This window comes from Nocardia sp. CC201C (assembly GCF_030010695.1).
GTDB classification, from domain to species: Bacteria; Actinomycetota; Actinomycetes; order Mycobacteriales; family Mycobacteriaceae; genus Nocardia; species Nocardia otitidiscaviarum.
The window spans coordinates 1-12,060 of the sequence record NZ_JASCXP010000225.1; the positions used below are offsets into that span (position 1 = coordinate 1).

At 66.9% G+C, this 12,060-nt stretch carries 12 protein-coding genes; all 12 read right to left on the reverse strand.

Annotation, left to right across the window (positions count from 1 at the left end; all coding sequences use genetic code 11):
- Positions 1-2,535, reverse strand: a 2,535-nt coding sequence (locus tag QK444_RS22020) for an ATP-dependent Clp protease ATP-binding subunit (protein WP_282783225.1), incomplete at its 3' end; no start/stop codon positions are given.
- A gap of 240 nt (positions 2,536-2,775) precedes the next feature.
- Positions 2,776-3,738, reverse strand: a complete 963-nt coding sequence (locus QK444_RS22025) for an alpha/beta fold hydrolase (RefSeq protein WP_282783227.1) — start codon at positions 3,736-3,738, stop codon at positions 2,776-2,778.
- A 77-nt stretch (positions 3,739-3,815) separates the two neighbouring features.
- Positions 3,816-4,376, reverse strand: coding sequence for an anthrone oxygenase family protein (locus QK444_RS22030; RefSeq protein ID WP_282783229.1), 561 nt, complete (start codon positions 4,374-4,376; stop codon positions 3,816-3,818).
- A 129-nt stretch (positions 4,377-4,505) separates the two neighbouring features.
- Positions 4,506-5,129 (reverse strand): FHA domain-containing protein, encoded by a 624-nt coding sequence (locus tag QK444_RS22035; RefSeq protein ID WP_051036735.1) that lies wholly within the window; start codon positions 5,127-5,129, stop codon positions 4,506-4,508.
- Positions 5,130-5,328: 199 nt separating this feature from the next.
- Entirely contained in the window at positions 5,329-5,688 is a 360-nt protein-coding gene (locus QK444_RS22040) for an Lsr2 family protein (RefSeq protein WP_282783233.1), read from the reverse strand.
- A gap of 118 nt (positions 5,689-5,806) precedes the next feature.
- Positions 5,807-7,273, reverse strand: coding sequence for a lysine--tRNA ligase (lysS, locus tag QK444_RS22045; protein ID WP_282783244.1), 1,467 nt, complete (start codon positions 7,271-7,273; stop codon positions 5,807-5,809).
- Between the two features lie 212 nt (positions 7,274-7,485).
- Complete coding sequence (locus QK444_RS22050; protein WP_029925207.1) at positions 7,486-7,917, reverse strand: rhodanese-like domain-containing protein; 432 nt, start codon at positions 7,915-7,917, stop codon at positions 7,486-7,488.
- The gene (locus tag QK444_RS22055) at positions 7,914-8,528 is read right to left on the reverse strand and encodes a cysteine dioxygenase (protein WP_051036733.1); all 615 of its coding nucleotides are present in this window, start codon (positions 8,526-8,528) and stop codon (positions 7,914-7,916) included. Before QK444_RS22055 ends, QK444_RS22050 begins: the two co-directional genes overlap by 4 nt.
- Before the next feature lie 192 nt (positions 8,529-8,720).
- Positions 8,721-9,512 carry a type III pantothenate kinase gene (locus QK444_RS22060; RefSeq protein ID WP_029925204.1) on the reverse strand — a complete coding sequence of 264 codons (792 nt, stop codon included), beginning with the start codon at positions 9,510-9,512 and terminating at the stop codon, positions 8,721-8,723.
- Positions 9,513-9,526: 14 nt separating this feature from the next.
- Positions 9,527-9,946: an aspartate 1-decarboxylase gene (panD, locus tag QK444_RS22065; protein WP_282783238.1), complete on the reverse strand. Its 420-nt coding sequence runs from the start codon at positions 9,944-9,946 to the stop codon at positions 9,527-9,529.
- A 14-nt stretch (positions 9,947-9,960) separates the two neighbouring features.
- The gene (panC, locus tag QK444_RS22070; RefSeq protein WP_282783240.1) at positions 9,961-10,887 is read right to left on the reverse strand and encodes a pantoate--beta-alanine ligase; all 927 of its coding nucleotides are present in this window, start codon (positions 10,885-10,887) and stop codon (positions 9,961-9,963) included.
- Positions 10,887-11,867 carry a DUF2520 domain-containing protein gene (locus QK444_RS22075; RefSeq protein ID WP_282783242.1) on the reverse strand — a complete coding sequence of 327 codons (981 nt, stop codon included), beginning with the start codon at positions 11,865-11,867 and terminating at the stop codon, positions 10,887-10,889. Before QK444_RS22075 ends, panC begins: the two co-directional genes overlap by 1 nt.
- Positions 11,868-12,060: the final 193 nt, after the last annotated feature.

Here is a 12,060-nt window from a genome sequence, read left to right on the forward strand (position 1 = left end):
AGCGGCCGACGGCTCGCCCGCGAGGGCGACGACCGGCTTCTCCTCGGCGGAGTCCTTCTTGGTCAGCTTCATCTTGCCGGTGAAGGTGAACTTGGCGTCCTCGCCCTGGCCTTCGCCGTCCCAGTTCTCGACGTCGACCTGCACGGTCTGGCCCGCGCCCAGCTCGCCGAAGAGGATCTTCTCCGACAGCTGGTCCTCGATCTCGCGCTGAATGGTGCGACGCAGCGGACGCGCACCGAGCACCGGATCGAAACCGCGCTTGGCGAGCAGGCTCTTGGCCTTGTCGCTGAGCTCGATCGCCATGTCCTTGTTCTTCAGCTGCGTGGCGACGCGGCTGATCATCAGGTCCACCATCTCGATGATCTGATCCTGGGTGAGCTGGTGGAAGACGATCACGTCGTCGATGCGGTTGAGGAACTCGGGACGGAAGTGCTTCTTCAGCTCGTCGTTGACCTTGAGCTTCATCCGCTCGTAGTTCGAGCCCTCGGAGTTGCTCTGCGCGAAGCCGAGGCCGACCGCCTTGGAGATGTCCTGCGTGCCGAGGTTCGAGGTGAAGATCAGCACCGTGTTCTTGAAGTCGACCGTGCGGCCCTGGCCGTCGGTGAGACGGCCGTCCTCGAGCACCTGCAACAGGGTGTTGTAGATCTCCTGGTGGGCCTTCTCGATCTCGTCGAAGAGCACGACCGAGAACGGCTTGCGGCGCACCTTCTCGGTGAGCTGGCCGCCCTCCTCGTACCCGACGTAGCCCGGAGGGGCACCGAACAGGCGCGAGGCGGTGAAGCGGTCGTGGAACTCGCCCATGTCGATCTGGATGAGCGCGTCGTCGTCGCCGAACAGGAAGTTGGCGAGCGCCTTGGACAGCTCGGTCTTACCGACACCGGACGGACCGGCGAAGATGAACGAGCCCGAGGGACGCTTGGGATCCTTCAGACCGGCGCGGGTGCGGCGGATGGCCTTGGAGACGGCCTTGACCGCATCCTCCTGGCCGATGATCCGCTTGTGCAGCTCGTCCTCCATGCGGAGCAGACGGGTGGTCTCCTCCTCGGTGAGCTTGAACACCGGGATACCGGTCCAGTTGGCCAGCACCTCCGCGATCTGCTCGTCGTCGACCTCGGCGACGACGTCCAGATCGCCGGAGCGCCACTGCTTCTCGCGCTCACCGCGCTTGGCGACGAGCTGCTTCTCCTTGTCGCGCAGGCGCGCGGCCTTCTCGAAGTCCTGCGCGTCGATGGCGCTTTCCTTCTCGCGGCGGGCGTCGGCGATCTTGTCGTCGAATTCGCGCAGGTCCGGCGGCGCGGTCATGCGGCGGATGCGCATGCGCGCACCGGCCTCGTCGATGAGGTCGATGGCCTTGTCCGGCAGGAACCGGTCATTGATGTAGCGGTCCGCCAGGGTGGCCGCGGCCACCAGCGCGCCGTCGGTGATGGACACCCGGTGGTGCGCCTCGTAGCGGTCGCGCAGACCCTTGAGGATGTTGATGGTGTGCTCGACGGTCGGCTCGCCCACCTGCACCGGCTGGAAGCGGCGCTCCAGCGCGGCGTCCTTCTCGATGTACTTGCGGTACTCGTCGAGGGTGGTCGCGCCGATGGTCTGGAGTTCACCGCGGGCCAGCTTGGGCTTGAGGATGGAGGCCGCGTCGATGGCGCCCTCGGCCGCGCCCGCACCCACCAGGGTGTGCAGCTCGTCGATGAACAGGATGATGTCGCCGCGGGTGTTGATCTCCTTGAGCACCTTCTTCAGGCGCTCCTCGAAATCACCGCGGTAGCGGCTGCCCGCGACCAGGGATCCCAGGTCGAGGGTGTAGAGCTGCTTGTCCTTCAGCGTCTCCGGCACCTCGCCGTTGACGATGGCCTGGGCGAGGCCCTCCACGACGGCGGTCTTGCCGACGCCTGGCTCACCGATCAGGACCGGGTTGTTCTTGGTACGGCGGCTGAGCACCTGCATGACGCGCTCGATTTCCTTCGAGCGGCCGATGACCGGGTCCAACTTGCCCTCGAGGGCGGCCTGGGTCAGGTTGCGGCCGAACTGGTCGAGCACCAGCGAGGTGGACGGGGTGCCCGCCTCACCGCGGGTGCCGGACTCCACCGGCTCCTTGCCCTGGTACCCGGACAGCAGCTGGATGACCTGCTGGCGCACCCGGTTGAGGTCCGCGCCCAGCTTGACCAGCACCTGCGCCGCGACGCCCTCACCCTCGCGGATCAGGCCGAGCAGAATGTGCTCGGTGCCGATGTAGTTGTGGCCGAGCTGCAGCGCCTCGCGCAGCGACAGCTCCAGCACCTTCTTGGCACGCGGGGTGAAGGGGATGTGACCGGACGGGGCCTGCTGGCCCTGACCGATGATCTCCTCGACCTGACTGCGCACACCCTCGAGCGAAATGCCCAGCGACTCCAGGGACTTCGCCGCGACACCCTCGCCTTCGTGGATCAGACCCAGCAGGATGTGCTCGGTGCCGATGTAGTTGTGGTTGAGCATCCGGGCCTCTTCTTGGGCCAGGACAACGACACGCCTCGCGCGGTCGGTGAACCTCTCGAACATCGCTCCCTCACTCTCCTGCTCCGCTATCTACGGCGTCCGGCGCTTCAGTGTTCGACTGAAGGCCAGCCTGCCATGAAGCCCTGGGGTTGCATCCCCCTGGCCTCCACTCTAGTGGCCAGGGGTTCCGCCCGTCGTCCGTCCACCCTATTGCGAACCGGCGACAGTACGACTCATTCCCTCATAACGGGGTGGTACCCGGGTTCGTTTCCGGCCCGGCTACGCCCAGAGCGAACATACGAACTAACTGCCCGTCAGCGGGGGGATCAAACCGCATGGAACGTTACGGAGCTGCGTCGGATCGAGCGCGTTCAGCGCGAAGGCGGCGGTGCGCGAACTTCCGGCTATCGCCATGTGATCGGAGAAGTCGGTGGGACAGCCGTCCTGCACCAGGATGTTCGTGGCGTTCGGACCGGGCACGAGGGCGACCGAGGGGAACACGCCCTCGTCGTAGGAGGTCGCGATATTGGTGTAGGTGACCGAAGGGTGGTACACGCCATCGGCGTTGAGCGCGTCCAGGAACGTCGAACCGCCCAGCATCTGCGGGCACGCCTGGCACACCAGGCCCATGGCGGCCATCTTGTCGACGCTGTCGGCGTCCACGCCCAGTTCGCGGCCGAAAGCCCGGATGACCCGCATCTGATCGCCGAACAGCCCCCGCCACGGCGGTGCGATCCCGACGAACTTGTCCACCTTGCCCGCGCCGCCGAGCCGCTTGACGTAGTAGTTGCCGACGATATTGCCCTGCGAGTGCGCGACGACGTCGACCCGCGCGGCGCCGGTGGCGGCGAGCACGCGGTCCACGAAGGCACCCACCTGCGCGGCGCTCTCCGGCAGCGGGCGCATCCCGCCCATGGCCGACAGCGGCCACGGCACGTCCAGGCTGCCGTAGGTCAGCGCGTAGACGCAGTAGCCCTCGTTGGCCAGCAGCGGGACGTACGCGCCCCAGTTGGTCTGCGCGCCGCCCGCGGTGCCGTGCAGCAGCACCACCGGGTTCGGGTGCGCCGCAGTGGGTTCGCAGTTCCAGTCGTTGGAACCGGGTAGCGCGCCGCCGGGAACGGCGAGTTCATTGGGGATGCCCGCGAAGAAGTTGTAGACCACCGGGTACTCGGCCCGGGCGGGTGTGCTCGCGGCGGTCCACAGCGCGGCCAGCACGGCCATGATCAGCAGTGTTCCCGGCGAGCGCCGGAACAGGGTGCGGCGCATATCCCCTCCAAAACTAGAACGTGTTCCGGGAAATGTAACCGGAACACGTTCTAGATCACGGCGGAAACGGCGAGAAACTAGCCGACCTGCCGCGGCGTGTATGAGACAGTTCCGGCGCTCGACGGCGTCGCCTCGGCCTCGCCGTGCTGCTGCCCCGCCACGAACAACGCGCCCAGCAGCACCAGGAAGGCCAGGGTGTGCAGCACCGCGCGCACGATATTCCAACGGACCCAGGCGGATTCGAACTGCGCCCGGACCGCCGCCAGATCGGCGATGCCCGCCGGATCACCGGCCGCCGCCAGCTGGTTGTTGAGCGGGACGTTGCCGCCCGCGGTCACGCCGAAGGCGATCACATTGAGCACCAGGGCGATCGCGATCCACAGCAGCACGGTCCGGAAGTCCTTGCCCAGATGCAGGGCCGCGGCCAGCGTCGTGAAGCCGACCGTGCCCATGAACGCGATCATGAACCACGGATTGATGATGACCACGTTGACCTTCTGCATCACGTCGACCATGGTGCGGTCGTCGCTGCGGCCCAGCGCCAGCATGACCGAGTTGGCGTACGCGTAGAACAGCCCCGCGATCAGGCCGGTGGACAGGGTCGCCGCCACCAGAGCGGCAATGCGAAGGGCGAACATGAAAACTCTCCTGACTGGGCGGGTTCCGAGGAATCCGGTTGCTTCGCCTGCTAGTCAAGCCGGTTCGGCCGCGATTGACCATGGCCGAAACTCTCACCGACATCCGCGGGAGTCCACTCGGTTCGAGCGCTACAGATCCCGGTCGGAGATGACGCCGCTCTGCATGGCCAGTCCCGCGAGGCGGACGCGCTTCTGGTTCTGCGGCAGATCCTCCACGCCGAACTTGGCGAACAGCGCGCGCAGGTGCGTCTTGATAGCGTCCACGCTGAGGAACAGCTCCGCGGCGATCTGCTGATTCGAGGCCGGGGTCGCGAAGCCCGCATTGTTCTTGTACGGGCGGCACAGCGCGACCAGGACCGCACGCTGGGTCTCGGTGAGCGAGCGCAGCGTGGGCAGCGAGCCCGTGGAGGTCTGGGTGATGTCGCCGGAGGCCCCGGTGAAGTCGTGGAAGGTGACCCGCGTGGTACCCATCCGGATGACGTCACCGGGCGCGAGGCGGTGGCGGCCCACCAGCCGGTCGCCGTTGACGAATGTGCCGTTGCGGGAAAGCCCGTCGTCGACGATGGTCCAGTGCGCGCCCAGGTATTCGACGGTGGCGTGCAGGCGGGAGACCTCGACGTCCCAGGAGAGGGCGAGGTCGGCCTGCGGCGAGCGCCCGATGGTGACGCGGGGGCGATCCGGGGCCAGCATCAGCTCGTGCTGATGGCCCTGGTGATCCTTGACCCGCAGGAATGAGCCCTGGAATGCGGTCACTGCGCCGTTACCTCGTCTCTCCACCCAGCCAGTGACGTCGTTCGCACACAGTCAATGGTGCCGTGCGGAGTCGGCCCGAGCAAGATCGTGCTTCCGAGATGGGCAGCCAGCACCCATGACCGGTTATGCGTAAAGCGTATGAATAAAACTACCGCCGCCCGGGCTCGCACAAACACCCGAGCGACGGTCGCTAATACAACTACTTCGCGGCGGCCTTGTTGTAAGCCTCGGTGATGTCCGCGGAGATACGTCCGCGAGCCGACACCTTGTGCCCATTCCGACGCGCCCATTCCCGAATCGCCGCACTTTGTTCACGATCGGGGGAAACCCGGCTCTTCGGTCCCGCGGTGGCACCCGCGGCGGCCTTGGTGCGACGGCGACCGCTCACCTTGCGGGCGGCGGCCACCCAGGTCTCCAAACCGTCACGCAGCTTGGCCGCATTATCCGACGACAGGTCGATCTCGTACGACACCCCATCGATAGCGAACTCGATGGTCTCGTCCGCGATGGACTCACCGTCGACATCGTCGATCAGGCTAACGGTGACCTTCTTTGCCATGAGATGAACGTCCTCTCGAAATCGTGCGACCCTGCAAACCAGGCCGATTACCCGAAGTCAGAATACCGCTGAATTCCGATACTCCCGAAGTGGGTATCGGCAATGCAATCCGGCGCACTCAGCGAGCCGACGGACGCACAATTGGAAAGAGTATCGTTTCTCGGATTCCCAAGCCAGTCAGCGCCATGAGCAACCGATCGATTCCCATACCGGTTCCGGTCGTAGGCGGCATACCGTGCTCCATCGCGGCCAGGAAGTCCTCGTCCAGCCGCATCGCCTCGTCATCACCGGCGGCGGCCAAACGCGCTTGATCGACGAACCGCTCCCGCTGGATCACCGGATCAACGAGTTCGGAATAGCCGGTTGCGAGCTCGAAGCCGCGGACGTACAGATCCCACTTTTCGGTAACCCCGCGTTTGCTGCGATGCTGACGTGTCAACGGAGAGGTCTCCACCGGGAAGTCGCGCACGAAAGTCGGCGCATAGAGCTTGTCCCCGTAGACGTGCTCCCACAGTTCCTCGACCAGTTTGCCGTGGCCGTACCCCTTACCCTCGGGAATTTCCAGACCGACCCGATCAGCCAGGGCCAGCAATTCCTCGACGGTCGTTTCCGGAGTCACCTCGACACCGATCGACTCCGACAGCGACGGGTACATCTCGACGGTCGTCCACTCGCCCGACAGGTCGTATTCCGTGCCATCGGCAAGGGTTACCACCTGGGTGCCGTAGACCTCCTGCGCAACCTCCTGGATCAATTCCCGCATCATCGTCGCGGAATCGTCGTAGGTGCCGTACGCCTCGTAGGTTTCCAGCATTGCGAACTCCGGCGAATGGGTGGAGTCCGCACCCTCGTTGCGGAAGTTGCGGTTGATCTCGAAGACCTTCTCCAGGCCGCCGACCACGCAGCGCTTCAGGAACAGCTCCGGCGCGATGCGCAGGTAGAGGTCCATGTCGAGGGAGTTCGAGTGGGTGACGAACGGTCGCGCCGCCGCACCGCCGTGCAGCGTCTGCAGCATCGGGGTCTCGACCTCGAGGAAGCCCCGGCGCTCCAGGGCATTGCGCAGGGCGCGCACCGCGGCCACGCGGGTACGGGCCATCTCGCGCGCCTCCGGGCGCACGATCAGGTCCACGTAGCGCTGGCGGACGCGCGACTCCTCGTTCATCTCCTTGTGCGCCACCGGAAGCGGGCGCAGGGCCTTGGCCGCCATCGCCCAGGAATCGGCCATCACGCTCAATTCGCCACTGCGCGAAGCGATCACCTCGCCGTGCACGGAAACGAAGTCACCGAGATCCACATCGGCCTTCCAGGCGGCGAGGGATTCCGCGCCGACCCCGTTCAGGCTGATCATGGCTTGCAGTTTGGTGCCGTCGCCCTCCTGGAGCGTGGCGAAGCACAGTTTGCCGGTATTGCGCATGAATATGACGCGGCCGACAATCCCGACCATGAGGCCGGTCTGGGTGTCCGGCGCGAGATCCGGGTAAGCGGTACGAATTTCGGCGAGCGAGTGCGTGCGCTCGACCACCACCGGGTACGCCTCCCGCCCCTCGGCGAGCAGACGCTCCCGCTTCTCCTGGCGAATCCGCATCTGCTCGGGAACATCGTGTTCCACGGCCGCACGCGCGGCGGCGGCCTTGGCCTGCCCGGAGGCGGCCGAGTCGGCGGTACCGGAAGAAGAGGGATTGGGGGTGCTCACGGAGCACCACCCTATCGTGCGGCGGAAATCGTTTTTCTCCCCGCCCGACCGTTCGCCGGGCATAACGATACGGCCACGATCGGCCTACGATCGCGGATATCGAATTAGAGCCACGCGAGGGTGGCGACCTCGCGCTGGAAGTGCGGCGCGGCCGCCGCCACGGTGAGCAGTCCGGCCGCTTTCAGTGCCTGATATCCGCCCACCAGATCGGTGGCGCGATGCAATCCCAGCTGCTGCAGCGAGGCAGCGGCGAGGCTCGAGGTGTAGCCCTCCGAGCAGACGACGATCCATTCCACGTCGTGGTCGGTGGCCAGCGCCAGCCGCGCGGAACTGGCCGGGTCGAGCCGCCACTCCAGCACATTGCGCTCGATGACCAGGGCCCCCGGAATGGTGCCCTCCTTGATGCGCTGCGCCTGGGGGCGAATGTCGACGAGGATCGCACCCCGCCCGACCGCCTGCGGCAGTTCGAAGGCGTAGACACGCCGCAGACGACCGCGCGCCTGCTCGAGCATGCCGTCGATAGTCAAGTGGCTCATTCCAGTTCACCTTCGGGCTGGTCGGTGAGGACGGTGTGGGTGCGTTTGAGGGTGCCGTGGCCGGTGACGTCGTAATAGGACATGGCCGACAGCGGTGGGGAGTAGGCGTGCACGCTGAGCGTGGGGTTCAGCGGGCCGACGTCGCCCGCCTCGGCATCGTCGGCACGCACCACGTCGTGCACCCAGCCGAGCGGGAAGGATGCCTGATCACCGGCGGTGAGGATGCGGCGGCGCAGATCGGAGCCGTTCCACCGGAACTCCGCGAGCGCGCCGGAGAGCACCGTCAGCGCGCCCAGCGAACCGGCGTGGTCGTGCAGCCGGGTGGATTTCTCGGCCACCCAGCTGATGAGCCAGACATCCACCTCGTCGTCGGCGAGCAGCCGCACCGCCCAGCGGTTCTCCGTGGGCCACAGGCCGTTCTCCGGCAGCAGGTGGTCGTAGCGGCCCGCCAGCACGTCCTCGGCGCCCTCGTCGGTCAGGCGCAGCAGGTCGGCGGGTCGCAGGCGAGTCGGCAGGGCGGAGGCGGTGGCGCGCTCGGTCACCTCGGGCAGCAGGGCCTCGGTGCGGGTGCGCACGGCGGAATTCGACAGGGAAAGTGCAGAGGAACGCATGAGCGAAACTCCAGGAATGTGTGGTTGGTCGAGGGGCTATCGGAAGCCTCGACGACAGCCGAGGCGAATCAGCCTCGACAACACTCCTGGGTGCTCACACGGAAATACACGAGCGAGAGTCTAACAGTGGATTCCCGCGAAGCAACAGACGGCCGGGGAGACGACTGCGTCACGTTCCGGCCGATCGGTCCGTTATCGGCGGCGTTGCTGGTTGCGTTCGTACACCAGCCGCAGCCCCGCCAGGGTCAGATGCGGTTCATGGTGTTCGATGGTCTCCGATTCCGGCACGATGAGCGGCGCGGAAGCGCCCGTGGCCACCACGGCCACGTCGTCACCGGCGAACGCGTCGAACTCATCGCGAATACGGTCGATCAGCCCGTCCACCAGGCCCGCGAAACCGAAAATCGCGCCCGACTGCATGCACTCCATACTGTTCTTGCCCACCACCGACCGCGGGCGCGCCAGTTCCGCACGCCGCAGGGCACTGCGCTCCACCAGCGCCTCGGTGGAGATTTCCACCCCCGGGGCGATGATGCCGCCCAGGAATTCCCCCTTGGCGGAAACCAGGTCCACGCAGATGGCGGTGCCGAAATCCACCACGATCGCCGGGGACGAGAAACGGTGATACGCGGCAAGGCAATTCACGATGCGGTCCGCGCCGACCTCTTTCGGATTGTCGACGAGCAGCGGAATTCCCGTTCGCACACCGGGTTCCACGACGACGTGGGAAACGTGACCCCAGTAGCGGGACAGCATCTCGCGCAGTTCCCGCAATACCGGAGGCACCGTCGACAATGCCGAAACACCGGTCACCTGTTCGGCATCCGCGCCGATCAGACCGCGCACCTGCAATGCGAACTCGTCCGCGGTGAACAGCGGATTGGTGTGCATCCGCCAGTGCCGCACCAGTTTCGAATGGTCACCGCCGCCGGAGAACAGGCCCAGCTCGATCGAGGTGTTGCGGACGTCGATGGTCAGCAGCATGACCGCACCCGAGGTCAGGCGAACGACAGCGAGCGCGGCGAGGTCAGGCCGGAGCCCTCCGGCGCGTGCGCCGGATCCGAACCCAGCTCCACCTGCCGGTTGCGGTCGTCCACGAACACCACGCGGGGTTCGTAGCTCTTCAGCTCCCGCTCGTCCATCATGCCGTAGGCGATGAGGATAACCAGATCGCCGGGCTGCACGAGATGCGCTGCGGCCCCGTTGATTCCGATGACGCCGGAACCGCGCTCACCCGCGATCACATAGGTCTCGAGGCGAGCGCCGTTGGTGATGTCGACAATGCAGACCTGCTCACCCTCGAGCAGATCGGCGGCGTCGAGCAGATCCTGATCGACCGTCACCGAACCGACGTAGTGCAGATCGGCGTGAGTCACCGTGGCGCGGTGGATCTTCGACTTCATCATGGTGCGCAACATCGTCGTCGCCCTTCCTAAAGTGATGCCTGGGCAGGCTGGTCGGGGGTGGTCGGGTGGCCGTCGAGCGGAATGCCGAGGGTGACAGGCATATTGTCGATGAGCCGGGTGCTGCCGATCCGGGCGGCGATCAGCAGGCGGGCATTGCCCTCCGCGCGAACCGGGCCGAGATCGGAGCCGCGCAGCTCCAGGTAGTCGAGTTCGATGGCCGGAGCCTCGGCCAGCACCATGCGGGCGGCCTCGAGGACCTTGTCCGCGCCCAGGCCCGCGGCGTGGCGGCCCGCGGCCAGGGCGGCCGAGAGTACCGTGGCCAGCTCACGCTGCTCCGGATCGAGGTAGCGGTTGCGTGAGGACAGCGCGAGGCCGTCGTGCTCGCGGACGGTGGCGACCGGCACGATCTTCAGGCCCATGTTCAGATCGCGCACCATCTGGCGGATCAGTGTCAGCTGCTGGTAGTCCTTCTCGCCGAAGAACGCCTCGTGCGGGTCGGTGATGTCGAACAGCTTGGCGACCACGGTGAGGACGCCCGCGAAATGGCCGGGACGGACCGCGCCCTCGAGTTCGTCGCCGAGCGGGCCGGGGTGCACGGTGGTGCGCGGGCCCTCGGGGTACATGTCGTCGGCGCTGGGCGCGAAGACCAGCTCGACGCCCTCCGCGCGCAACAGCTCCACATCGGCGTCGAGGGTGCGCGGATACTTGTCCAGATCCTCGTTCGCCCCGAACTGCAAGGGATTCACGAAGATCGAGACGATGATGGCCTGGTTGGTGCGCTTGGCGCGACGCACCAGTTCCAGATGACCCTCGTGCAGTGCCCCCATGGTCGGCACCAGCGCGACCCGGCGGCCCACCTGGCGCAGCGCATGGGAGACCTTGCTCATGATCGCCGGATCGTGCAGCACGGTGAGTTCACCGCGCTTGTAGGTGCCACGCAGCGTGGGATCCATCAGTTGCCTTCCTTCGCCTGGTCGGAGCCCTCGGCGGCATCGCGCCGACCGCTCGGGGATGCCAGCAGTTCGACCAGCGCCGGATTGGTGCGGGCACGCTGGGCGGTGCGCAGCGAGAGCGCGCGGTAGCCCGCGGCCAGCTCCGCGTCGGTGGACTCGAGTGCGTTCAGATGCGCGGCCACGGCGTCCACATCGCCGCGAGCCACCGGACCGGTCAGCGCGGACGGCCCGCGGCGCAGGGCATTGTCGAGTGCGGCCGAGGCCAGCGGGGCCAGCACGCGTTCGGCCAGGCCGCCCGGCTGGTCGTCTACGAGCTGCTGGCCCAGCAGGCCGGGACCGGCGAGCGCGGCGCGCAACGCCTCCACCGCGTCCAGAATCAACGTAACCAGGTGATTGCTGCCATGGGCCAGGGCCGCGTGGTACAGCGTGCGATGCTCCTCGGCGACCCGCACCGGTTCGCCGCCCATCTCGATAACCAGCGACTGGGCGATGGCATAGCCGATATCGTCCGCGGCGGTGATGCCGAAGCAGGCGTTGCCGAGCCGGGACACATCCTCGTCATGCCCGGTGAACGTCATGGCCGGGTGAATGGCCAGCGGTAGCGCGCCGCGTGCGGTCAAGGGGGCCAGCACGCCGATACCGTTCGCGCCCGAGGTGTGCGCCACGATGGTGCCGGGCCGCACCGCGTCCGCCGTCGCCAACCCCGAAACCAGACCGGCCAGCTCACTGTCCGGTACGGCCAGCAGCAGCAGTTCGGCGCGACGCGCCACCTCCTCGGCCGGCAGAATCTCCGAATCCGGCAGCCGGGTCCGGGCACGATGCACCGAGGCGTCCGAGATACCGGATACGCCGAACACCACATGACCGGCACGCTCCAGTGCCGCACCCAACGCGGACCCGACGCGTCCCGCCGAGACGATTCCCACCGTCAACCGTGCAGGCGCAGGGTCGGTCCCGCAGACAGCCTTGTCCGAGGTCACCCTTGTCCTCTCGAAAGTGGCGTTCCAGTCCCGCGCTACGCGGGTACCGGACGTTACGCCGACGAGAATATCGGTGCCGATTCGCGGCTGCCACGAACTGTGGGAAGTGCCACTCGGCGCGCCCGGGCGGCGGCCGCGTACGACAAGCGGCCCCCCCCCCGCCCCGGTGCGCCCGGCGGTGCGGCGGGCGAGC